Annotated in this window: 21 protein-coding genes; 12 read left to right on the plus strand and 9 right to left on the minus strand. The window is 42.2% G+C overall.

The genetic code is table 11. The features are described from left to right. Positions 1-21 precede the first annotated feature (21 nt). Positions 22-1059: a hypothetical protein gene (locus C9J48_RS14910; protein WP_006233578.1), complete on the plus strand. Its 1038-nt coding sequence runs from the start codon at positions 22-24 to the stop codon at positions 1057-1059. A 336-nt stretch (positions 1060-1395) separates the two neighbouring features. Beyond that, on the plus strand, positions 1396-2214 hold the full coding sequence (locus tag C9J48_RS14915) for a tetratricopeptide repeat protein (protein WP_006233579.1): 819 nt from the start codon (positions 1396-1398) through the stop codon (positions 2212-2214). Between the two features lie 161 nt (positions 2215-2375). Here the strand turns inward: C9J48_RS14915 and C9J48_RS14920 are convergent, their stop codons facing one another. Next, complete coding sequence (locus tag C9J48_RS14920) at positions 2376-3680, minus strand: peptidoglycan DD-metalloendopeptidase family protein (RefSeq protein ID WP_107281174.1); 1305 nt, start codon at positions 3678-3680, stop codon at positions 2376-2378. A gap of 335 nt (positions 3681-4015) precedes the next feature. On the opposite strand from C9J48_RS14920, the gene torE reads away from it, so the two are divergent. From torE to C9J48_RS14940, 4 genes are all read left to right on the plus strand, one after another. Beyond that, positions 4016-4189: a trimethylamine N-oxide reductase system protein TorE gene (gene torE, locus C9J48_RS14925; protein ID WP_006233652.1), complete on the plus strand. Its 174-nt coding sequence runs from the start codon at positions 4016-4018 to the stop codon at positions 4187-4189. Positions 4190-4225: 36 nt separating this feature from the next. After that, complete coding sequence (gene torC / locus C9J48_RS14930; protein WP_006233653.1) at positions 4226-5410, plus strand: pentaheme c-type cytochrome TorC; 1185 nt, start codon at positions 4226-4228, stop codon at positions 5408-5410. Positions 5411-5485: 75 nt separating this feature from the next. Next, the gene (gene torA, locus C9J48_RS14935) at positions 5486-7963 is read left to right on the plus strand and encodes a trimethylamine-N-oxide reductase TorA (protein ID WP_006233654.1); all 2478 of its coding nucleotides are present in this window, start codon (positions 5486-5488) and stop codon (positions 7961-7963) included. 131 nt (positions 7964-8094) lie between these two features. Next, the gene (locus C9J48_RS14940) at positions 8095-8580 is read left to right on the plus strand and encodes a group II truncated hemoglobin (RefSeq protein ID WP_242610879.1); all 486 of its coding nucleotides are present in this window, start codon (positions 8095-8097) and stop codon (positions 8578-8580) included. A gap of 72 nt (positions 8581-8652) precedes the next feature. Here the strand turns inward: C9J48_RS14940 and C9J48_RS14945 are convergent, their stop codons facing one another. The 5 genes from C9J48_RS14945 to cuyB all read right to left on the minus strand — a co-directional run bounded on the left by C9J48_RS14945 (position 8653) and on the right by cuyB (position 13912). Beyond that, the gene (locus C9J48_RS14945; protein WP_006233656.1) at positions 8653-9558 is read right to left on the minus strand and encodes a LysR family transcriptional regulator; all 906 of its coding nucleotides are present in this window, start codon (positions 9556-9558) and stop codon (positions 8653-8655) included. A gap of 121 nt (positions 9559-9679) precedes the next feature. Continuing rightward, the gene (locus tag C9J48_RS14950; protein ID WP_006233657.1) at positions 9680-10426 is read right to left on the minus strand and encodes a LutC/YkgG family protein; all 747 of its coding nucleotides are present in this window, start codon (positions 10424-10426) and stop codon (positions 9680-9682) included. Between the two features lie 17 nt (positions 10427-10443). Next, on the minus strand, positions 10444-11853 hold the full coding sequence (locus C9J48_RS14955) for a LutB/LldF family L-lactate oxidation iron-sulfur protein (RefSeq protein ID WP_006233658.1): 1410 nt from the start codon (positions 11851-11853) through the stop codon (positions 10444-10446). Between the two features lie 12 nt (positions 11854-11865). Beyond that, the gene (locus C9J48_RS14960; RefSeq protein ID WP_006233659.1) at positions 11866-12585 is read right to left on the minus strand and encodes a (Fe-S)-binding protein; all 720 of its coding nucleotides are present in this window, start codon (positions 12583-12585) and stop codon (positions 11866-11868) included. A 616-nt stretch (positions 12586-13201) separates the two neighbouring features. After that, on the minus strand, positions 13202-13912 hold the full coding sequence (gene cuyB, locus C9J48_RS14965) for a cysteate racemase (RefSeq protein ID WP_006233660.1): 711 nt from the start codon (positions 13910-13912) through the stop codon (positions 13202-13204). A gap of 193 nt (positions 13913-14105) precedes the next feature. On the opposite strand from cuyB, the gene C9J48_RS14970 reads away from it, so the two are divergent. Continuing rightward, complete coding sequence (locus C9J48_RS14970) at positions 14106-14990, plus strand: LysR substrate-binding domain-containing protein (RefSeq protein ID WP_006233661.1); 885 nt, start codon at positions 14106-14108, stop codon at positions 14988-14990. 91 nt (positions 14991-15081) lie between these two features. Here the strand turns inward: C9J48_RS14970 and C9J48_RS14975 are convergent, their stop codons facing one another. After that, positions 15082-16383 carry an anaerobic C4-dicarboxylate transporter gene (locus C9J48_RS14975; protein WP_006233662.1) on the minus strand — a complete coding sequence of 434 codons (1302 nt, stop codon included), beginning with the start codon at positions 16381-16383 and terminating at the stop codon, positions 15082-15084. A gap of 426 nt (positions 16384-16809) precedes the next feature. On the opposite strand from C9J48_RS14975, the gene C9J48_RS14980 reads away from it, so the two are divergent. Next, positions 16810-17580: a TSUP family transporter gene (locus C9J48_RS14980; protein ID WP_006233663.1), complete on the plus strand. Its 771-nt coding sequence runs from the start codon at positions 16810-16812 to the stop codon at positions 17578-17580. Here the strand turns inward: C9J48_RS14980 and C9J48_RS14985 are convergent. Both C9J48_RS14985 and C9J48_RS14990 read right to left on the minus strand, forming a co-directional pair. Then, positions 17540-18385: a LysR family transcriptional regulator gene (locus tag C9J48_RS14985; protein ID WP_036804399.1), complete on the minus strand. Its 846-nt coding sequence runs from the start codon at positions 18383-18385 to the stop codon at positions 17540-17542. The genes C9J48_RS14980 and C9J48_RS14985 overlap by 41 nt on opposite strands. A 216-nt stretch (positions 18386-18601) precedes the next feature. Next, entirely contained in the window at positions 18602-19096 is a 495-nt protein-coding gene (locus tag C9J48_RS14990; protein ID WP_006233665.1) for a MarR family winged helix-turn-helix transcriptional regulator, read from the minus strand. A gap of 500 nt (positions 19097-19596) precedes the next feature. On the opposite strand from C9J48_RS14990, the gene C9J48_RS14995 reads away from it, so the two are divergent. The 4 genes from C9J48_RS14995 (at position 19597) to uhpT (ending at position 24748) form a co-directional block, all read left to right on the plus strand. Next, entirely contained in the window at positions 19597-21315 is a 1719-nt protein-coding gene (locus C9J48_RS14995; RefSeq protein WP_006233666.1) for a L,D-transpeptidase family protein, read from the plus strand. A gap of 153 nt (positions 21316-21468) precedes the next feature. Next, entirely contained in the window at positions 21469-22017 is a 549-nt protein-coding gene (mepK, locus tag C9J48_RS15000) for a peptidoglycan L,D-endopeptidase MepK (protein ID WP_006233667.1), read from the plus strand. 249 nt (positions 22018-22266) lie between these two features. Beyond that, positions 22267-22920, plus strand: a complete 654-nt coding sequence (locus tag C9J48_RS15005; protein ID WP_006233668.1) for an MBL fold metallo-hydrolase — start codon at positions 22267-22269, stop codon at positions 22918-22920. 427 nt (positions 22921-23347) lie between these two features. Further along, the gene (gene uhpT, locus C9J48_RS15010) at positions 23348-24748 is read left to right on the plus strand and encodes a hexose-6-phosphate:phosphate antiporter UhpT (protein ID WP_006233669.1); all 1401 of its coding nucleotides are present in this window, start codon (positions 23348-23350) and stop codon (positions 24746-24748) included. The last annotated feature ends 185 nt before the right edge of the window (positions 24749-24933 follow it).

The raw sequence follows: 24933 nt of genomic DNA on the forward strand, positions 1-24933 counted from the left end.
TAATCTCGTAGGGGTGATGACATGAAAAAAATAATTTTAATGGTGCTCACCATGTTTGTGGTGGTTGGGTGCGGCGGTGGCGGCGGTGATTCTAGTACAACATCGGCTTCTGATAGTGGTTCTGACGGTTCAGGTGGAACAGCAACAAGCAGCGATGGTGCGAAAGAAGATGTGCCAATTTCTGTTGATGTCGTCGTACCGCCAACAGAAGTACCTGATGGTGATGAATTGCAAGCTTGTGTTGCTATCGATGCTGTAAGTGTGACGGATTTAGCCGGCACGATTACAGAGTGGACGACCAAAAGTATGAACAACCCAGATGAAATCAGTAATAAGCAATGTATTCCTGCTGATTCCTCTATTCCGGTTGATAACGATGGTTACCCAAAATTTATTGTGATCGATCTTCATGACTTAACTGGTGTGGATATCATTCAGTTAATTTCTGATCAGTTAGTGGCAGCTGGCGAATATACTGGTATGTCGTTGTCTGTTATTCAGGGTACGTATGATTCACTAATAGGAGACACTCTTGGTCAGCCACAATATTACTCTTATGTTGGTGATGCTTTAAATAAACAATATATGGAAGTGGTGGATGAGCTGTCTTTTGATGGGCTAGATATTAATATCGATGTACCAACGACTTATACCATGACATTTGATCTTAGAAGCATGTTGCAGATGCTTGAAAATGCGTATTACTTGAAAAATAAAGGATTACGTTTAGTCGATAATTTAATGGCCGCAACTATTTATGGTGATGTTGATCCGGCAACATGTGATTCTGCAGAAAATGCGTATGTGTATCTTTATGACAGTGATGACTCAGGTTATGGTGATTTAGGGTCTGATACCTCACCCGTTAGTACGGCGAAAGTTATTGATAACCAATATTCAATGGGCTACGTGCCAGAAGGAACATACGATGTTGTGTTAGCGTGTAATGCGTTGGCAGATTTACCTAATCAGATTGATTTGGATATCGATCTAGATGAAGATTCTATGCATGACGATCAATCTGTTAGTGGTGGGCAAGAGTACTATAAGCCTTTCTAACTGAGCATTTGTTGTACGAGATAAAAGCCGAGAAATCTTAAAAAGTTTCTCGGCTTTTCAGCTTTTTGTCATACTATGTCGGGTTTTTGTTGATGATTTATTCAGCGGTTATTCAGTTAAGGTGGGTCATTATGGTCCTTTTTAATTCGATCGATCTCTCATTATTAAAATCCTAGAATAAAATGCTAGCTAACTTAACCTCCTGACCAAACTGTAATTAAACGATAATGTCGTGGTAAATGGTCACTTATGCTGTATTTTTATGGTTGTTTTTTAACCGCTAGTTCTATAACTTCTCTTCTCAACGTCACCCAGTCATTTGAAAGAGACATTTTTATGCCAGCAGTTATGACCCTAAAAAAAGTTGTTATCAGTGCAATGTTCGGCTTTGCTGTAACTGGATATGGTATTTCAACTGCCAATGCGTCAGTTACCACGTCTCCAGCTAATCACCTACTTTCTACATTGAAGTATGTTGAACTTGAAGCTGATCAGGGTGATACAAATATGCAGCTTTTTCTCGGGCGTGCTTATTTAGAAGGAACTAATGGTCTTAAGGTTGACCGACTAAAAGGTATGTATTGGTTACAGAAAGCAGCTGTTGATATGCCTGAAGTTAAAACTATGATTGCTGATTTATTTAAAGCAGGTCAGGTTGTACCTAAAGATACGTCGCAAGCTTTATATTGGTATACAGAAGCAGCAAAAGAAGGTTCAGTACCCGCAATGGTTGAGTTAGGCTCATATTATGCGTCAGGGGCTACGGGTTCAGTTGATTGTGCCAATGCGATAAAATGGTTCAATGATGCATCAAATGGTGGGTCGTTAGAATCTAAGCGTAATCTGGTATGGTTATATGCAACCTGCACCGACGAACGCATGCGTGATGGTGAACGTGCTCTTAAGTTAGCGAAGCAAGTCTTAAGCCGCACTGGAACGGGTGATGCGGGTGATTATGATAATCTTGCAGCCGCGTATGCAGCATGCGGTGAATTTTCAAAGGCGGTAAATGCACAAAAAGAAGCGATTGGTAAGTTAGAAAAAGACGTGCCGAGTAATAAAGCTGAGCGAGTAAATACACAGCGTATTGCTAAGTTCGAGCAGCGCTTACAGCTTTATAAGCAAAGCCAAACACTTTATAGCGCTTCACTTTAATCATGATTTAATCGCCGATAAATAGATTTCTAATAAAAGGGCTGACTTCTAATACTCTAGCGAGTTATGGAAGTCAGCCCTTTTTGATCGCAGTTTATTTTCGTGACAAGAAGCCGATGAAAAATGACTAGCTTTTGTGGTAAATAGATAAAACCATAGATTTATTGCTTAGCAATTTCGATGGGATTAGTGTCTTCTACTTGCATTAACTTATTATACTTTGCGACCGTTAGCTCGAATTGGATTTTTTCTTTGGTTGGAACCGATGACGCCATTGGAATCTTAGCTGTTATTGGGTTTACGGGTTTATTTCGAATTAAAAACTCATAATGGATATGTGGGCCGGTAACTCGACCAGTTTGCCCGGATAATGCAATCTGTTGTCCACGAGATACTTTTTGGCCTTTTTTTACTAAGATTTTGCTGTTATGCAAATATCGGGTTCGGTAATTTGTCCCGTGTTGAATAACAATATAACGCCCAGCATAAGGGTGGTTAGTGGTCATTACCACGATACCATCACCGGTTGCTAATACTGGTGTTCCACTTGGTGCCGCAAAATCGACACCATTGTGTGGTGCCCGGCGACCAGTAACGGGATGACGACGGTTCGCATTAAAGTTTGAACTAATGCGCCAGCGTTTAGCTGAAGGGTAAGGTAAAAAGGCACGTTGCAGGCTTTCACCGTTCGCATCGTAATAATTACCGTCTTCATGTAAGTAGGCTGATATTATTCGACCTCGGTTTTCAAGCCGAATAGCTTTAATGTCGTGCAGTCCCGTGGCTTTGCCTTCGATATATTGATTCGCAACGACCACTTCAAATGTATCGCCAGCCTTAAGATCCCGCGAAAAATTAATCTTATCTTTTAACAAGTTAATGATTTCATTTATCTCACTGAAATCTAATCCTGCTTTTTGAGCCGATACCGAGAAGCTGCCATAAATGCTGCCGGCAGCAACAGATGACTTCCACGTACCTGGTAACGTAATTTCCTCAAATTCAAATCCACCCTCATTCACTCGTTGGTAGTCAACGCGCTGAGCGGCATTAAATTCTAATTCTAGTTTATCTAAACGCTGCCCCGAGTCATCTAACCAGAACCGCAAAAGGTGGCCTGGTCGCAAAGTATCGATACGTAAATTATCTAAGTCAGCTTCCATTACCAACTGCATATCAGATAATGGAATACCGAGTTTTGCAAAAATTTCACTTAACGTATCACCTGATTGAATCTGATATTCATAGTTAGGCGGTTTTACAACGTCTTTGATTGAATCGTTACGAGGGCCCGAAGCGGGGGCTGGGTTTACTGATGTGAATGATGCGATATCTAATTCTACGTCTTGAATAGGACTAGAACGAAAAGATAAAACTGTCGCAACAGTGACCAAAGATAATCCCGCAATGCTTAGTAATTTATAGTTAATAAACTTACTTAATACTGTCATTTTAAACGTCGACATAAATAGAAGTGCTCATCATTATTATTTTTTTGTGTTGTATTTGCGCCAAATAGGCACAAAATTTCACCATAAAAACACAGCATTTCTGAACGGTAAATGAACTGACGTCTCGAGAGGTTAATTTATGAACAATTAATGATTTGAATTTTACAAGCAACTTAGGAAGGTTTGTTTTTTGTTAGTTTTTACGATAATCGGCAATCTCAAAACTGTGATGCAGCTCAGATGTGCTTCAAAACATGTGTGTTTGTAACATTGTTAACTATACTTTTTTAACGGTTACCTCATGAGTATTAAGGTGAGGTGGGTGGCATATTTAGAATAGGATATTAGCAATGAGTAGTGTCGATAATGTTGCCGATAAAGATAAATCAAAATATGAGTGGCGATCATTTATTTTCATCACTGTTTTTCTCTTTCCCATTTTGTCTGTAGCGCTTGTTGGTGGTTATGGCTTCATTGTCTGGGCACTACAAATCTTCTTCCTCGGTCCTCCCGGCCACGGCTAATTCAAATCACAGTCAATAAACAGACAGGTTAAGATTATGATGAGTTTTATTAAAAAGCTGTGGGGCACTTTTTGGCGTCCTGCGGTGCATATTAGTTTAGGCATACTCACGTTAGGCGGCTTTGTTGCAGGTGTGATTTTCTGGGGTGGCTTTAATACGGCACTAGAAATTACCAATACAGAAAAGTTTTGTATTGGCTGCCATGAGATGAAAGATAATGTGTACGAAGAATTACAAACAACAGTACATTGGTCGAATAATGCCGGTGTAAGAGCAACTTGCCCCGATTGTCATGTTCCTCATAACTGGACAGATAAAATTGCAAGGAAGATGCAGGCAAGTAAGGAGGTATTCGGCGCTATTTTTGGCACGATCGATACCCGCGAAAAGTTCTTAGCAAAACGAGGAGAGCTGGCACAGCATGAATGGGAACGTTTTGCGTCTAATGGTTCACTCGAATGTAAAAACTGCCACCAATACGAGAGTATGAAGTGGGAGGAAATGTCGACTCTGGCACAATCACAAATGAAGCAAGCTGCCGAGAAAGATCAAAGTTGTTTGGATTGTCACAAAGGAATTGCCCATAACTTACCTGACAATATGGATGCTTCTGGTGGCATGGTATCGCAGCTAGTGTCAAAATCTCAAAACACCAGCTATACCGAAGGCAACAATTATTTCAGCGTGCGTTACTTGCCAATGTATGAAGATGAGGCCTTAACCCAAAGTGGCGGAGAACTGAACCCTGCTTCTGAAGTAAAGGTCGTGGCAGTGAAAGGCGATGCAATACAAGTTGAAATAAATGGCTGGCGTAAAACAAAAGGGTTTGGGCGCGTCATATCTGAAGATTTTGGGATGAATATTCCGACTGCAGCGTTAAGCAAAGATGCTGCGCAAAATGACATGTTAGTGCAAAAATTTGAAGAAAAAGAAGATGATTTAACCGGGCTTCCTTGGCAGCGTGTAACGGTAAAATTGTGGATGCCTAAAGGTTCACTAGTAGATAATGTAGATGTGATCTGGAGTGAAACAAGGCCTGCTTACACAACCAACTGTAGTGTTTGTCATACTCAGCCAGCAGAAAACCACTTCGACGCCAATACGTGGCCAGGTATGTTTAACGGCATGCTAGCGTTCGTGAACCTCGATCGTGATAGCGAAGCGTTAGTGCTTAAATACCTACAAAAACATTCATCAGATTTTTCTGATTCTGGTCACTAAATAATACCCTTCTGGATAAGTCGATAATTAGATGCTTGTCTAGGGTGGTGTAATAGAGAGAGCGAGGGATTTTTTATGTCTCTGAGTCGACGTAAATTTTTGAAAGGGCTAGCAACGACAAGTGCGGCGTCTGTGATTGGACCAAGCCTTTTGGTGCAAGCTGCTAATGCTGCGACAGAAGGTGCAGCCACTACTGCCGATGGGGTCTGGAAGGTATCGGGTTCTCATTGGGGGGCTTTTCGCGCCCGTATTTATAACGGTAAAGTGCAAGAAATTAAGGCGTTAGAATTAGATAAATATCCGACTGATATGTTGAAAGGTATTAAAGGTATTATCTATAGCCCTTCTCGTGTTCGGTACCCGATGGTGCGGCTTGATTGGTTGAAAAAGCACAAATACAGCGGTGAAACACGGGGTAATAATCGCTTTATTCGGGTGACATGGGATGAAGCATTAGATCTGTTCTATCAAGAACTAGAACGGGTTCAGAAAGATTATGGCCCTTGGGCGTTACATGCCGGCATGACAGGCTGGCGACAAACAGGGCAGTTCCACAGCTGTACATCACATATGCAACGTGCTGTTGGTATGCACGGTAATTTCATGACGAAAGTTGGTGATTACTCAACTGGTGCTGGTCAAACTATTTTACCTTACGTGTTAGGTTCAACAGAGGTTTACGCGCAAGCAACATCATGGCCAGAGATCTTATCGAACAGTAAAACGATTGTGTTATGGGGTAACGATCCCTTCAAAAATACACAGGTAGGTTGGCAAGCTGAAACACATGGCTCGTATGAGTATTATGAGCAGTTAAAAGAGAAAGTGGCAAAAGGCGAGATCAAAGTGATCTCTATCGATCCTGTTAAATCAAAAACGCAGAATTACCTGAATTGTGATCAGCTTTATGTAAACCCACAAACAGACGTGGCGTTCATGTTGGCCATTGCCCATACACTTTATAAAGAAGATCTTTACGATAAAAAGTTTTTAGAGACTTATGCGTTAGGCTTTGATGATTTCTTACCGTATGTACTTGGTAAAGCAAAAGATAACGTAGAAAAGACGCCAGAGTGGGCAGAAAAAATCTGTGGTGTGAAAGCGGATCAGATACGTGAACTGGCCCGTTTACTGGCAAAAGATCGCACACAGATAATGTTCGGTTGGTCGATTCAACGTCAGCAACATGGTGAGCAACCTTACTGGATGGGGGCTGTTGTAGCGGCAATGCTGGGTCAAATTGGTTTACCCGGTGGCGGTGTTTCTTATTCACACCATTATAGTGGAGTGGGCATTCCTCCGACAGGTGCGGCTGGGCCGGGTGGTTTTCCACGTAATGTGGATGAAGGGCAAAAGCCTAAATGGGATAACGATGATTTTAATGGTTACAGCAAAACTATTCCTGTAGCCCGATGGCTTGATGCGATTTTAGAGCCGGGTAAAGAAATTAAATACAACGGCAGTAAAGTGATCCTGCCAGATACGAAGATGCTGGTAGTGAGCGGCTGTAATCCTTGGCATCATCATCAAGATCGCAATCGAATGAAGAAAGCGTTTCAAAAGTTACAAACGGTCGTAACTATTGAGTTTGCATGGACAGCAACATGTCGATTCTCTGACATCGTTTTGCCTGCTTGTACTCAGTTTGAACGTAACGATATTGATTTATATGGTGCGTATTCGGCAAGTGGTATTTTGGCGATGCATAAGCTGGTGGATCCGCTTTATCAGTCGAAAACTGACTTTGATATTTTTACTGAGCTAACACGACGGTTTGGTCGCCAGAAACAATATACACGTGGTATGGATGAAATGGAGTGGGTACGAATGTTGTACGCCGACTGCAAAGAAGCGAATAAAGCCAATTTCCCCATGCCAGAGTTTGATCAGTTTTGGGCGGATGGTGTTGTTGAATTTGGCCCCGGAAAACCCTTCATTCAACATGCCGGATTTCGTGAAGACCCTGAAATAAATCCATTAGGTACGCCTTCTGGTTTTATTGAAATTTTCAGTCGTAAGATTGATCGCTATGGCTATGAGCACTGCCAAGGTCACCCGATGTGGTTTGAAAAATCAGAACGATCTCATGGTGGGCCCCATTCAGATCAATTTCCACTGTGGTTACAATCTTGCCATCCTGATCAGCGTTTACATTCACAAATGTGTGAGTCTGACGAATACCGAGCGACCTATACGGTACAAGGTCGAGAGCCTGTTTATATCAGCCCTGAAGATGCGAAAGCTCGTGGTATTAAAGATGGGGATCTGGTGCGAGTATTTAATGATCGAGGGCAACTGTTAGCGGGCGCAAAAGTATCTGATAACTACCCTACAGGTGTTATTCGTATTCATGAAGGCGCTTGGTATGGCCCGCTAAATGAAAAAATTGGTGCGATTGATACCTATGGCGATCCTAATACGGTTACGCAAGATATAGGCTCATCAGAGCTTGCTCAGGCAACCAGTGCCAATACCGTTATCGTAGAGGTTGAGAAGTTTAAAGGTGAAGTACCGCCTGTAACAGCATTTGGCGGTCCAATATTTGAAAGTTAAGACTCATCTTTAATAATACTGAGAGTTGCTTTGGCAGCTCTTTTTATTTTAATGCCAATTGAATAAGTATTTAATGAAACACGCTATGCTTTGGTATAAAGAACATATTATCGAAAACACAAAAAGAAACCATGATGAAAACAGAACAATCTAGCAGTCCACAAGCTAGCGAAGCAAAAGACGCCATTCAAGAAGAGAATGTTGTACCAGCCAAAAAATCAGCACCTGTTTATGGTATGGGAGACGCTACTTTACAAGCTGCAGGCGGTGAAGAGGGGGTTAAAAAGCTGGTTGATGCTTTCTATGATTATATGGACACATTGCCGGAAGCTGAGATTGTACGTGCGATGCATAAGCCAGATCTGACTGATTCTCGTGAAAAGCTCACTACGTTTTTAACTGGTTGGATGGGCGGGCCATCCCTTTATGCTGAAAAATATGGCAGCATGAATATCCCTGGTGCTCATCGTCATCTTTCCATTGGTATTGCAGAAAAAGAAGCGTGGTTATTGTGTATGCAAAAAGCACTTGATGACCAAGGCTATGATGATGTTTTTAAACGCTACGTTATGGTACAACTTTCTTTCCCTGCTGAAATGTGTCGTAACCGAAGTTAATCTTTTCTTTGCAATAAAGAGCGTTGTTTTACCGCTCTTTATTGCAGGCAATAGCAGGTCTAATACAAGGCGTTAAAACCGTTCTTTCATTGTAATATATCGATCGCGAATATGTTCAATGAGCGCTTGAATTCGCTTTGATGGCTTTTTTGTATATGGATATACAGCGTAAATTCCCACCACTTTGCCGGAATGCTCCGGCAGCACCTCTATCAACTTTCCTGACTTAAGATCATCAAATACCAAGCAAGTGGGTAAGTAGGCTATCCCGTTATTCGCGAGTGTCGCTTTTCGCAGGGCGACGGCGTTATCTGAAGAAAAGTTACCGTTTACTTTAAGCGTGTAAGTTTCAGTGTTATTGCGAATGAATAGCCAATCAAACGGACCTGTGCTTTGTTGGGTATACCCCAGGCAGTTATGGTGTTGAAGGGCTTTTGGTGTTTCCGGAATGCCATTTTTTTCTAGGTAATCGGTTGAAGCACAGATCACCCAGCGAGAATTGAATATGTGGCGGGCAATTAAGCTTGAGTCTTCAAGGTAGCCTGTACGTATTACTAAGTCATAGTTTTGAGCGACTAAATCGACAAAGTGGTTATCCATCGACATTTCTACCGTTAGCCCCGGATGTTTTTGGCAGAAATCAGAAAGGGCTTCAGCAAGTAGCAGCTCTCCTGAAATGGTTGGAACGGATACTCTTATATTACCGGATAGGGCTTCACTATAACCGGTGATAGCATCAAAGGCTGACTGGGCAACTTGGTTAATATCTTTTGAACGATGATAAAGTATCGAGCCTGGTTCGGTGAGCGTGAGTTTACGCGTGGTACGGTAAATCAACTGTACCCCAAGTTGATTTTCAAGCTTGCTGATCCGCTTGCTGACGACTGATTTAGTGATTTTGTTTAGTTCAGCCACTTTGCTAAAAGAGGCGTGTTCTATAACTTGGGTAAAAAGAACCAGATCATCGATTTGAGGCATTCGGATGTTTCTCGTCGTTGGGTTGGTATAAGTATAAAGAGTAAAAGGTCAGCATCCTAGTTATGATATTAAGAACTAAGAACCTGACCTTTGATGGTTATGGGGCGATTAGGTTACGCACTTACATGTCGTCAATGATGACGTAGGTTGCGTAAATAGGGCCGTGTACACCAATAACTTTGATTAGCTCAATATCGGCGGTTGAACTTGGACCTGAAATAAAGTTAACGCAAGAAGGTAGGCGTTCACCTTTCTTGGCTTTTTCGTGTAAAACCGCAGTGGCCTGAGTGAGTCGTGCAACAAGGTGGCTTTTGGGCACGACAAAGATAGATGCTTCCGGTAATAGACTAATGGCACGGCCTTGCGCTGGCTGGCTGTATAGCACCATAGTGCCAGATTCGGCTAAAGCCTGTTCGGCGAAAACAATCCCCACTTTTGCACGCTCGGCAACCTCAATATTCGGGCCATAGCCAAGTTTTGTATCCCAAATATGAACAATATGATCAGGAGTATCAAGTTGTTCTGGGTCAAATATGGCTAGTAGGCGAGGGTCTGCAGAGACGATTGTCTCGTAAGGTGCTTGAGTGGTATCAGTACTGTTATCCTCATCAGTGCAGTATTTTTTACAGACGTCTGCAAGGGTAGTGGTAAGTGCTGCTTTTGTTGTTTCAATAGCCTGTGAACCCAAAGACGTGCGGGTGTAATTAACGAGCACGTCTTTGAGTTCATCGACACTAAACTCAGCCATTACTTCATGGTGGCAAGTGTGCTTTAGCTTAGGGCGCTCAACTGGTTCTGTTTGGCGTGGGCGCCCTAGTTTATTCGCTATATTATCGAGAAAGCTGTCACGGTTATGAATTTGACTCATGGTTGCCACTCCTAAAATTAATTACGGTTTTTGAACCAGCTACGGAAAGATTGACCATCAGGCTGCGGCAGATCTCGCGCTTCAGTCCATTCGCTAATAGCCCCCATTTGCAAAGGCAGTTTACCGTTTCGGATCAAACCACTTGCTGCGGTTGCCCCTATTTTTACCGTCTTATCCCACAAGAGTGGATGAGCATTAATGATGTTAAAGGCACCTACTGCAGCTCGCTCGGCAAACGGTGTGATCTTTTCTTCTCCCATTTTCTGGCGGTGCTTAAGTAGCAGATCGGAAAGAGGAATTTTTACCGGACACACATCATGACAGGCTCGGCACAAACTACAGGCGTAGGGCAGATCTTTAAAGTCATCGTAGCCACCTAATAGGGGGGACAGCACAGCACCAATGGGACCTGAATATATAGACCCATATGACTGACCACCGATATGGCGATAAGCAGGGCAGGTGTTAACGCAAGCTGCACAACGTACACAACGTAGAATGTCACGAAACTCTGAGCCTAGAATATCAGAGCGACCATTATCGACGATGACAAGGTGGAACTCTTCAGGGCCATCAAGGTGGCCTTCCTCACGAGGGCCAGTTAGCGCGGTAACATAGCCAGTGAGCGGAATACCAACAGCACTGCGACATAGTAAGCTGATGACAATATCGAGTTCTTCAAAGGTAGGAACAATACGCTCCATCCCCATAACAGCAATATGGGTTTTGGGCAGGCTTGTCGCTAATCGCGCATTACCTTCGTTGGTCACCAGCGTAACAGTGCCTGATTCGGCAACCGCGAAGTTGCACCCAGTGATCCCAATGTCGGCTTGCAAGAAGTCGTGGCGAATATAATCTCGGACATATCGAGTCAGCTCTTCAGGATCTTCACTACCTTCATAACCAATTTTATCTTTAAAGATGTCGCGGATCTGGTAACGGTTTTTGTGTAAAGCAGGTACGACAATATGTGATGGAGGATCGCAATCGTCAACTTGTAGAATATATTCCCCCAAGTCTGTTTCAATGACCTCACAGCCGTTACGTTCAATGATCTGATTAAGGTTAATTTCCTCTGTGACCATTGATTTGGATTTCACCACCTTTTTAGCATTCTTCGCTTTGATAATGCTTTCTACATAGTTGGTTGCATCACTGGCTGTGCGGGCGAAGAACACTTGTCCGCCATTGTTTTTCACGTTCTCGCTAAGCTGGTGGAGGTAGTAATCAAGGTTTTCTAGCACATGGTCGCGAATATCCATGCCCATTTCTCGCCACTGCTCCCAGTTACCCAGTTTATCTGCCGCTATTTGGCGATTGGTATACATACGGGTTTGGGCATTGGCGACAGATTCACGCATAAAGTCATCTTTCATTTGAACTTTGATGCGTTCTTTGAATTTCAGTTTGCTGGTTTTCATTGACATAGTGTGATCTCCTTAGCGGCTCATCAGCACATCGACAATGTGCAATACTTTCACAGGTTTTCCTTCACGGCTAATACGCCCGCCAATGTTAATCAAGCAGCTAATATCGGCGCCGATTAAATAATCAGGCTCAACCGCTGAAATATGATGGACTTTTTCTTTAACCATCTCTGCAGATATGTCAGCCATTTTGACGGAGAACGTGCCGCCGAAACCGCAGCAGGTTTCCTGATTTTCGATGGGTAGCATCTCTAATCCTTCAACGTTAGCAAGTAGGGCTAATGGTTCTTCTCGTACATTGAGTTTGCGGATTAAACTGCATGATGGGTGGTAGACTGCTCGGCCTTCAAGACGAGCGCCGACGTTGACTGTTCCTAGTTGGTTGACAATAAATTGCGTTAACTCGAACAGGCGATCGGCAACATGCTGTGCACGTTCTGCCCATTCTGGTTCATCGGCGAGGTATTCAGGGTAGCGTTTGATTGACGCAGCACACGATCCAGCAGGCGTAACAATTGGCAGATCATTGCGTTCAAATGCCTTGATTAAATTCTTCATGGCTGGCTTGCTGCTTTCGATATACCCGCTGTTTAGCGAAGGTTGGCCACAGCATCCTTGTTGCTCGGGAAAAATGACTTCGCAGCCAAGCTGTTCAAGTAGCATGACCGTTTTTTTGGCCACTTCGGCTTTCACGGTATCGCATAAGCAGGTGACGAAAAAGTTTACCTTCATAATTGCTCCAGTTGACGGTGATCCGCCATGTATTTCGTTTTGGCAACCGAAGTTGCTGTACTCGCCCTTGTCGATTAACTCTCGGGGCCGTAGGTTATCCAGTAATAAGCGCTGGGCTTAGCGTTGTAGGGTTAAGTAAACGCACCCTCCATGCTAATAATCGTGTTGATGCAAAACATGTTGTATGGGATGTTTTCTGCTTTGTAATTTTGTTTAACGAAATTGGAATGACGACGTCGTGATATAGAATATTTTAAGTATCAAGCGGTTTGGCGCTATGTTTATTTATTGATGCTTTCATCAGACAAATCATCAATGTGTGATTGATGTTTGAATGTTAAATTAGCCCTGTATTATTAATTCAGTGTCTTTCAATCACTTACTTTTCATCTGGTGTTTTAATGAATACTGATTAGTACAATATTGGAAACAATAATTTTGTAGCAGTGCATTAATCGAAGTGCGTGTTTGGTAGTGGGTTAGGGGGTTTTTACCGAATGACAAAGGGAAGGGGTATTGCGGAAGAAATGTAATGTCGTAAAATTACGACATTACAAGGGGATTGATGACTTTTCTGTTGTAAACTTTCTCTACATATTTACGATTTAAGACAAAATTATGCGACGAGCTCTGGCGCATCAGCTTGAGCCCAATGAACACACTGCTCAGCTAAAATATCGAGAGAATCTAAGCAGTGCTGTGGTTGAGAAATTGTCTGTTCTGCAAGCGCAACAGGTATTTCGGTACAACCAAAAATAACGGCTTCAGCCCCACGGTTAAGCATTGCTTCAAAGACAGGTTGCATAAGTTGCTTACCGTGCTCCACATTCCCCGCTTTGACCGCATAAATCCCATTCATTATTGCTTGCTGCTCTGAATCGGTTGTTTCTATCGCATTGATTTGCTGTTGAGCCAGTTTTGTCTGATACATGCCTGCCATCATTGTAGCAGTGGTCGCGAGTAAACCGACGGTTTGGTAGCGGCGGTGCTTAGCCTCGCTAACGACGCTGTCAATAATGCTGATGGTATGCACGTTACAGCTATTTGTTAGGCGGGTGTACCAATAATGGGCTGTATTACAGGGCATAACAATACACTCGGCGCCAGCTTGCTGTAACTGTTCCATACCTTGTTTTAGTGCTGGATATGGATCTTCCCCGTTGCTGATAATATATGCGGTTCTATCTGGAATCTGCGGGTTATTACTAACAAGCATCGGGATATGCTGTTGATCATTATGAGCAGGGGTACGTGAAATAATTTTCTGCATAAATTCAACAGTTGCTAATGGACCCATACCACCAAGAATTCCTAATTTTCTGCTCATGTTATTGTTCCTACAGTATTATTAACTGCAATCACTATAAGGTGACGGTGGTTCGATTTGAAATGCCGTTGCTGAGGCTATTATGCCGAATCCGTATGACTAAATAATTAAATTGTGATCATGGGCGCTTGAAATATATCTGGATAGCCCACTCGTTTCGATATACTACTTTTTTATCTTTAGCTCAAATTTTATGAATATAGAAAGTAAGTGGTTAGAAGATTTTCTGGCTCTCGCGGATGTTCGAAATTTTTCTATGGCAGCAAAAATACGTAATGTGACCCAGCCTGCCTTTAGTCGACGGATTAAAGCATTGGAGCACATGGTGGGTACGGAATTGGTAGATAGAAGCAAAACGCCTGTTTCTCTTACGCCCAGTGGTCGATTATTTCGGATAACAGCACGTAGCCTGATGAACCAAATGGTGGATGGAATTGGTCAGTTGTCAGATTTATCGAAACTTGGCGGTAATATGGTTCGGGTGGCGGCTGCACATTCATTAGCAACTAGCCTTGTACCGTCTATTCAACCTAAGTTATTGGCGGGCAAGCATAGCCCCTTATTGAGTGTTGAAGCGATCGATGTCGATCAGGCCATTGAAGAGCTGCATGAAGGTAGCTGTGATTTGCTATTAGCATTTGATGATGAGTTGCTTCGGTTACCCCCCTATCAGTCGTTACAAATTGGACAGGCGGAGCTGTTGCCCGTCTGTGCGTGTAATAGTGAAGGGCAACCACTTTATCAGATCACCAAAGACAAAGAAGTGCCATGGCTGGCATACAGTCCGAGTTCTTATATGGGGCGTCAAATTGAAGCTATTCGTGATCAGGTTAACCTGAAGGCAGTATTTTTATCATCGATGACAGATTTACTTAAAGTACTGGTACTTAAAGGGCAGGGAATTGCTTGGTTACCGGATTATGCGATACAGGAAGAACTGGCGAGCGGGAAAGTGGCGATTGTCGGTGAACCCTATCTTAGATTACCGATCACCTATTATGCTTATCGCTACCAGGCTCGTTTACACCCAGCAGGTGAGCAAGTGTGGCAAACATTGCGTAACTTGAATGGTGAATAAATCGAAGTAATGATACCAATCAGCAGAAGTCTTTGAATGACTACTTATCCTGATTGGTATCGATTGTTACTACTTCACTATTATGAGTTTGCTACACGATCAGTGGGGCAATCAAGAAGCCACATAAGGTTGAAATAGCGACACCGGCTAGCCCCGGAAGCAAGAAGGGGTGGTCAAAGATATTTTTTCCCATTCGTGTTGAGCCTGTCGAGTCAAATTCGATGGCGGCCAATGATGTTGGATAGGTTGGAAGAACAAATACTCCAGTGACTGCAACAAAAGAAGCGAGAATTGCCCAATGCGGTACTTGCAGACTCAGTGCTAACGGAATGATTAGCGGTGTTGTGGCACCTTGAGAAAGAAGCAGTGTACATGTACCGAATAATACCAGTGCTAATAGCATTGGGTATGATTGTAGCAGTGAGCCAGCGAACTCTTCAATTTCAGGCAAATAGGCGTTAACCATTGTAGAGCCCATCGTCACAATGCCAAGAATAACGGCAACTGAACTCATGCCAGATCGGAATGTCGTTGTACGAACAATCTTATCTGGGTGGATATTACATATTGGTACCATCAGACAGGCAACTGCAAACATAGAAACAATAATGATATCGCGCGTCGACATCATGCCGCCGTCTGCAAACTGGGGGCGAAGCACAGGAAAAGCAGCGTAAACTACAATTGCAGTAGTCGCGAGTAAGAACAGCATGACAGAATATTTGGCTTTAGGATCTAACTCGATTTTTTGATCATCTTTCTGTTGGTGTTCGTGTTGTAAGCGCTCTAAGTAAACAGGATCGTCTTTTAATTCGCACCCTTGGCGAGATGCAATGAAGGCAGCAACCATGGCTGCAATAAATGAAGTCGGTAGGCAGACTGCCATGATTTCAAGAAAGCTGACTCCGATGGGTTCCATAATAGAGATCATCGCAGCCATCGCCGCAGAGATAGGTGAACCAGAAATGGCGACTTGCGAAGCGACAACAGCACCAGCCAGCGGGCGAGAGGGGCGAACGCCAATTTCTTTTGCAACTTCTGAAATAACAGGAAGCGTTGAAAATACGGTATAGCCCGTACCCGCCATAATTGTCATTAACCAAGTGATCATTGGTGCTAGAAAACAGATATAGCGAGGGTTACGTCGCATAAGGTTTCCTGCATGATGAACCAGCCAGTCCATGCCACCTGCAGCCTGCATGGTGGATGCTGCAGTGACGACCGCCATGATGATCAGAATGACATTGACCGCCGGCGCACTGGGTTCAAGCCCGAAACCAAGCGTTAAAATGGCTAACCCAAGACCGCCAGCTAAGCCTACGCCTAACCCGCCCATCTTTAGTCCCCAGTAAATGCAGCCTAAAACTACAATAAGCTCAATTGCTACTAACATAAATTGTCCGTCCGTGTGGAATAATAAATTCTCTTCGGTTGATGGATAGCCACCAATCGGTAAATTCTTAGAGGTAACGTCTTAAATTGATTGTTGTTATGGTGCTTAAAGTGGTTGCTTCTGTTAAATGCCAAATTTTGTATTTTGATAACGAATCGGCATGGGACTATTGTTGAAATTGAGATTTAGTTAACGGAAGTGCCTATTTTCTAGGTGTAAATCACTGGTATTACACTATAAATTAGCGTTTATAAGGTTGTAGGTGCATATTGTTGGTGGAAGCAAAAATGTGACTTCATTTCATTAAGTATATTTTTCTACCAATTCCCATCTGGAATAGGTTGTCGTCCTATCTTTCGCTATTCGTTATTTGTGCGTAATGTTACCGTCATCGCTCTTACTGGTTGTTAAAAGAGACATTATTAAATGGACTTGTCGTTTGAAATTCTTGGGTTGCTGTTTTTGGTGGCAGGTGTAGCGGGCTTTATTGATGCGATAGCTGGCGGCGGAGGAATGATAACCGTACCCGCTTTACTTGCTGTTGGTGTACCACCGGCTCAGGCATTAGCCACCAATAAACTTCAAGGTTCGTTTGGTAGCTTTTCTGCTTCGTTATATTTTGTTCGTAACGGTTTTGTCAGTTTGAAGGAAATGCGTAACGCGATTGTTTTTACGTTTATTGGTTCTGCCATTGGTGCATTGCTTGTTCAGCGCATTGATGCAGGGGTACTAACAAGTCTGATCCCTGCTTTATTGGTCTGTATTTCTCTGTATTTTCTATTTGCTCCTCAAACAGGTAAAGGAGGAGGTACTCCGAAGCTGTCAGAGAATGCCTTTGCTTTCACCGTGGGTACAAGTATCGGATTTTATGATGGTTTTTTTGGGCCGGGTGCGGGCTCTTTGTTTACGGTTTGTTTTGTTGCTCTTGCTCAATTTGGATTAGTGGAAGCAACGGCAAGAACAAAAATTCTTAATTTTACGTCGAACTTTGCCGCATTATTGTTCTTCATAATGGCAGGGCTACCGATTTGGGAAATAGGTTTGTTGATGGCGGCTGGGGGGTTTATTGGTGCGCGTATGGGGGCCAAGGTAGTCATTTCTAAAGGGCAGAAACTTATCCGACCTATGGTCGTGATTATCTCGATGGTAATGGCGATTAAATTACTTTGGGAACAGAATCCGCAATGGTTTCAATAAGTTTACTAACACGTTCTGATTGATAGCTCTTCTGGCGGAAGCATAAATGAACCGGACGGGTGAGCTCATCAAGAAACTCAAAATGATGGCAGTAAATTGGTTCGATTTTTAAGGTTTTGATAATCGAAATAGGTACTAATGCAGGAGCAACACCACCTAATGCCAGTTGTGCTGCAGCCGTATAAGAGTCCATCTCCATTAACGGAATAATGCCTGCTTTTTGAAGTAAGCTGGCTTGGTTGGCATTTGATGGATTATTGAAGTCATTAACAAGTAGTTTCTGGGGCTGCTCTCGCAATGGTTGGTGGCTAATAACAGAGAAAGGCTCATTGAATAGGTGACGGGTTGACAGGCCATGCTGGGGAGGTAAATGCCCAGCACAAAAGCCAATTGTTGCGTCACCTGATTGCACTTTCTCGATGATGACCGGAGTGTGGTGAGTCGTAATGCTAATGTACGGGTCGTGCTGAATGTAGGCACCCATCATACTTCCTAGGTAACCAGCGACTAAGGTTTCGGAACAGGCGAGATAAATGGGGGTATGGTCTTGATAAGGTTGTTGATCAAAAATCAGCCCCTTTATTTCTTTATAACTTGGTCCGACATTGTCAATAAGCGTAATGGCATCGGCTGTTAGTTTTATATGGCGACCAGAAGGCTCGATTAATTTCTTTCCTAATCTCTTCTCTAATTTTGCAATACGTTTACTGACGGCTGATTGGCTTATATATAAACGGCTACCTGTTTTACTCATGGTGCCTTCTTTAGCCAACACCAGTAACGTTTCTATTCCTTCAAGTAGCACACTATTATCCAATCATTGACTTATTGGAATCAATATAATCATGCTTTAGGCTGAAAGCTAGGGTTTGGACGTTTATTATTTGAGAGGTAGTGCTTGAAGGGAGTACTAAGTTCACTGCTGGGGTATAAAAAATGGATTAATAAAGAAAGCCGATATCAATCGACTTTCTTTATTGAGCAATAACAATGTACAAAAGGAATAAGCTGAGTGGCTTAATTACTGTTCTGTCGTTGCTTCTTGCTGCGTAATGCTGCCTACTTCTAAAAGCGGCGCAACATTTAAATGTTCTGCATTCATCATCGAAGAGATACGCTGAACTGATGACAACAACAAAGACTGTTCCCAATCATCAAGATCTTGATATTGAGAGACAAAACTGTCTTGTAAAGGAAGAGGGGCTTTTGCAATAACCTCTATACCTTTTTCAGTTAGGTGTGCATGTACTTTTCGTTTATCTAACTTACTTCTTTCTCGTACCACTAATTCTCGTTTTTCAAGACGATCTAAAATGGTAGTTGCCGTCGCCTGGCTCATATTGGTGTTATTTGAAAGCTGGCGAATAGTGACGTCTTCTCCGGAATCACGGATAGCACGCATCAAAACAAGTTGCGGTCCAGTTAACCCTGCGTCTTTATTCAGTTTTCTTGAGTGCAGGTCGATTGCTCGGATAATTTGTCGAAGGGCAATGAGAACTTCTTCGTGCTTGTCCATTTAACTCTCCAAAGATAATTGCCGCGAAAATACAACAAACTGAACTAACATGGAAGCTTTAGTTTTTGCTCTGGACGACATTTTTCATAACTCAGATATACTTGATTAAAATAGAGACATGCTCAGAACTATTATATCGATACATTTTACGATATTCGTTTGATATAAAAAGTTTAGTGCACTAAACGATATTTATCTCGATGATGTGTATGGCATGTATTTGTCGGTGTATTTTGAAGAGGAAATGCTTAAATATGCAAATATTTCACTGATGATGGGGCGTTTTATGCTTCGTTTTTAATATATATCTAAGATACAGAATTCTCGCTGAAACGAGCCTTTATCTATCAGTATGATAGCTTTTAAACTTGAGAATAACGTGTAAGCGCTCAGGTGTTGTTGTAGTTTTGAAACACACAAAAGTGCCAGTACAAGCTACATTTAAGCCCAAAGGCAAGCATATTTGCCATACTTATGTGGTGCTCCTTGGGGAAATAGTAATGGCAATAATACGGCAATCATGTATTTCTTTACTTCTCAGCGCAATCATCAGCGTTAGTGTGTCAGCAAATGAGCCGGTGTTAACGCCCACACCAGCCCTTTTATCTGATCAAGGCATTAGCACACAGCAACAATTTATACCTGAACCTGTGGTGTCGCCCGAAATCGCATTGCAACAGCAAAAGTCTCGACTTTGGGTGAAAGAAGTTGCCGATGATCTCTCATCGATTCAATATATTGATAAACTCGCACAGCTTTATGCCTCTTTTGCTTACACTCCCATCTGGCAAGATGCATTTGCAGCCACTGAACTTGAAGAGCAATTACGTGTTGTCGCTCTTTCGGGTGTGAGTTCTGATTTGTCTCGCCGCTACTCTCAACTTAAACATTACAAATTAGCGAATGATTGGCGCCAGTATGATTTATTGGCGACAGATACATTGTTAGCGTATATGAGTTATATCGAAAATTTACCTGAATTTGGTCGTGGCTGGCTATTTGGAACAGGCGTCGATATGCCATTACCATTGCCTACCGAGGTGCAAACAGGGCGCTTGCTTGATGCGATTGACAATAATCGTATGCGTTATTTTGTTACCTCGCTTAAGCCTGTAAATGATAATTACAATAAAATGATACTGGCAATGCAGGCACTAGAAGCATCAGAATCTGAACATTGGCCAGGGTTCTATCAACAAGGGATTATCAGATTAGGAGGCCGCCTTAATAATCCTGATAGCCTCATTACTATTCTTGAAAGAATGGGAGATATCACAGAATACGATGCTGATAGAATGCGAGCGTCTCAACTCCGCACGCTGACTATTCCACTTTCATTAGGGGTTAAAACATTTCAAAAGCGACATGGCTTAAAGGTCGATGGCGTTATTGGACCTAAAACGCGATATTGGCTAGCCATAACCCCAAAAGAGCGTATTCGTGTTTTAGCGTTAAATGCTCAACGAGTACGTTTATGGCCTGCAGAACATAATTCAGTATTGATTGTAAATATTCCGGGTTATGATCTTAATTTATGGCTTGATAATAAACATGTATTCGATAGTAAAGTGATCGTAGGTCGTCCAAGCCGGCGTACACCTTTAATATCATCTAGGGTGAATTCAGTGGTATTTAACCCTTATTGGAATGTCCCTAAATCTATAATGCGAAAAGACATCTTGCCTAAAGCTCGCCGAGATAGAAGTTATTTGTACCGCCATAACTATGCGGTAATTCGAAGCTGGAATAGTTCAGAGCAAATTCCAATACATACGATTCATCCAAGCATGTTGTATGCAAAAACGTTCCCATATCGATTACGTCAAAAACCTGGCAATAAGAATGCGTTGGGTTTGTATAAATTTAATATTCCGAATGATGATTCGATTTATTTACATGATACCCCAGCCAAAAGCTTATTTAATAAAGATGACCGGGCATTTAGTTCTGGTTGTGTAAGGGTCGAGAATGCTGATGTTTTGGCATTAATCTTACTCAATTACTCTGGCGTTACAGAGCAGCGTTTTTATGAGCTCTCTGGACGTAAGAAAACCAAGACAATAGGACTTCGGAATAAGGTGCAAGTACACCTCATTTATCAGACAGCTTGGGTTGATGACGGTGGGCTTGTGAACTTCCGTGATGATGTGTATTTATACGACAAAGTGGGCGATGGTTCGCAAAGTGATCAAAAATATACATCTGCTTACAATCATTAAATTACTTATTTCTCAATAATTAGACACTGTTTTGATAAAAAAGCAGTGTTTTTTTGTCATTTTGCTATTTGACTGAACATAACCTGAACGTTATCTTGCTTGAGCTACTTAAGTAGTACACCTTTTTATTCGTTTGATTTTGGTTTTGTTTCGATGTCTGATTTTGATTACATGCGCCGTCAGCTTTTGATTGCTGGTGGACTCACGTTAGGTGCATGTCTAGTGCCAGGTATGGCGATTGCGAGTCCTTTTAAAGCTACCAACCCACGTAAAATTTCACTGTGTAATATTCACACTGGTGAAGATATAGATAGTGAGTTTTTTAATGGTGAAAGCTACATCAAAACCGAGTTAAAACGCATTGATAATATCTGCCGTGATTTCAGACGAAATGAAGTGGCTAAAATGGATAAGCGTCTTTTCGATGCGATTACTGAAATTCAAGCAAACTTAGGTCATAAAGGCCAAGTGCGTATCATTTCAGGTTATCGCTCTCCGGCAACCAATAAGATGTTACAAAAGAAAGGTGGTGTGGCAACCAAGAGTTACCACATGAAAGGTCAAGCGATAGATTTTAACCTAGAAGGTGTGTCTTTATCTAAAGTGCGAAAAGCTGCCATCGATTTACAATTAGGCGGTGTTGGTTATTACCCTAAGAGTGATTTTGTTCATATTGATACAGGTCCCGTTCGCCGTTGGTAATAGCTATTCGTTGCGTTTAATGGCGGGGGTACTCTCTCGCTGTAATACGTTTTTTCTTGAGTTACCTTTCCTCCTCTCTTTTTCTATCTTGTGTTTCTTCGCTATTCTCAACCGTTAAGATAACGACTCTTCATTTCCTTTTGGCAGTAACCGTGGCATTCTTGCCCCTAGTTTTTATGTTATGCCAATCTCGACAAGTACTGAACGTTTACTTATCGAGAGTGGTATCAGTTTAGGAAAAGAGCACGTATGAGTCTCCAGTTTGAAATTGTTCCTGTTACTCCATTTCAGCAGAACTGTTCTATTGTTTGGTGCGATGAAACTAAAGACGCAGCGATTGTAGATCCAGGTGGCGATATCCATCTTCTAAAAGCAAAAGTTCAGCAGCTTGGTTTGAATGTGACACAATTGTTGTTGACCCATGGTCACCTCGATCATGTTGGTGGTACTGCACCATTAGCCGCTGAATTAGATGTTCCTATTATTGGTCCTCATAAAGATGATGCATTCTGGCTTGAAGGTTTACCTCGCCAGAGCGAGATGTTTGGTTTCCCATTAACAGAAGCCTTTGCACCGACTCAATGGTTATCTGAAGGCGATGAAATTACTGTTGGCAATCAAAAGCTTCAGGTTATTCATACACCAGGCCATACTCCTGGTCACGTTATTTTGTTTAATGATGATGCCAAAGTAGCATTTGTGGGTGATGTGCTATTTAAAGGTGGTGTCGGGCGTACTGATTTCCCTCAAGGTGATTACCAAACACTGATCGATTCCATTAAAGGTAAATTGTGGCCGCTCGGTAACGATGTGACTTTTGTTCCGGGTCACGGGCCGTTGTCTACTTTTGGTAATGAGCGAGTATCTAACCCGTTTGTTGCTGATGAGATGCCATTGTATTAAGCAATGTAGGTAACACCTAAAAATAAGGAGATGAGCCTATTGAGTCTCCTTATTTTCGTAAGATCTTATTCATCGTATGTTTAGCCGTTATACGTATCCATAGTAAAAGTGTGATTACTTTCACGCTTTTCTGACAAAACACCTAGAACTAGGAATTATTCCTAATTGTTTTAGGTCGCCTTCTCAAGCCAGCCCTCTTCGTACTCTTTAATATTCTCACCATATCTGGTTCATCATCGCTTTTGGCTTTTTACAACGAAACATTTTTTTCCCCGATATGAGTTTTGTTTTGAATTAGCCATCGCTGGACAAATAATAATTATTCTTGCCCTGATGATAGCCCGCGATTCTGCTTACTGAATGTAACGTAATATTCATAACATTCAGTAAGCAGGCTTATTTTGAATAAATTTGTAGAGGGTTTCACATGTTTAAACTGTTGGAACAGGTCAGAAAGCCGACCTTAGATCTGCCTGTAGATGAACGCCGTAAAATGTGGTTTAAACCATTTATTCAATCATACTTGGTTGTATTTATTGGCTACATGGCAATGTATTTAATTCGTAAGAACTTTAACGTTGCCCAAAATGACATGATCTCTACCTATGGCCTGTCGATGACTGAGCTTGGTTTAATCGGTCTTGGCTTCTCAATTACTTACGGCATAGGTAAAACCGCTGTTTCTTATTACGCTGACGGAAAGAATACAAAACAATTTCTTCCATTCATGTTGATTCTGTCAGGTATCGCAATGCTGGGCTTCAGTGTCAGCATGGGCGGTTCGGGTGTTAGCTTATTCTTGATGATTGCCTTCTATGGCTTAAGCGGCTTCTTCCAAAGTACGGGTGGTCCATCAAGCTATTCTACAATCACTAAATGGACTCCGCGTAACAAACGTGGTTCGTACCTTGGCCTGTGGAACATGTCTCACAATGTGGGTGGCGCAGCAGCTGCTGGTGTTGCACTGTTTGGTTCGAACTACCTGTTCGGCGGCCACGTTATTGGTATGTTCATCTTCCCATCTATTATTGCGCTAATCGTTGGCTTTATTGGTCTACGTTACGGTAATGATTCACCTGAAGCTTATGGCTTAGGCACCGCAGAAGAATTATTTGGTGAAGAGGCGAGTGCAGAAGATCTAGAAGCTGAAGAAAACCAAATGACGAAGCGCGAAATATTCATGGAATACGTGCTGAAAAATAAAGTGATTTGGCTACTTTGTTTCGCGAATATCTTCTTATACGTGGTACGTATTGGTATCGATCAATGGTCTACGGTATATGCTTATCAAGAATTGGGTTTATCGAAAGAAACTGCAATCACAGGATTTACCTTATTTGAAGTCGGTGCATTAGTTGGTACGTTAATGTGGGGTTACTTATCTGACTTGGCAAACGGTCGCCGTGCAATCGTCGCTTGTGTTTCATTAGTGCTCATTATCTTTACACTTGAGTTTTACCAGAATGCAACGAACGAATATATGTATCTTGGTTCATTATTCGCTCTTGGTTTCTTAGTGTTTGGTCCTCAGCTATTAATCGGTGTTGCTGCTGTAGGCTTTGTACCGAAAAAAGCAATCAGTGTTGCTGATGGTGTAAAAGGCACGTTTGCATACCTAATTGGTGATAGCTTTGCAAAATTAGGTTTAGGTATGATTGCTGATGGCACGCCTATCTTTGGTCTAACAGGATGGAAGGGTACATTTGCAGCTTTAGATACGTCAGCTGCAATTTGTATCGTGTTATTACTTTTCGTAGCCATCGCTGAAGAGAAAAAAATTCGACGTGAAAAACGCATTCAAAAACAGCTAGTAACAGACGCTGCATAATTTGAATAATACATAGAAAGAAGCCACCTATTAGGGTGGCTTTTTTGTATAAGGGTATTTTTTATCTTGAATAAAATGTAACTACGAAAGATAAACAGCTCCTCATGACAGTAAAGAGCAATCACAAATAAAACCGTGAAATATCATGTTGGTTGTTCTTTCGCATTTTTTCTACCTTGCTTGCG

The sequence above is a fragment of the Photobacterium profundum genome, from assembly GCF_003026285.1.
In the GTDB taxonomy this organism is placed as follows: Bacteria; Pseudomonadota; Gammaproteobacteria; order Enterobacterales; family Vibrionaceae; genus Photobacterium; species Photobacterium profundum.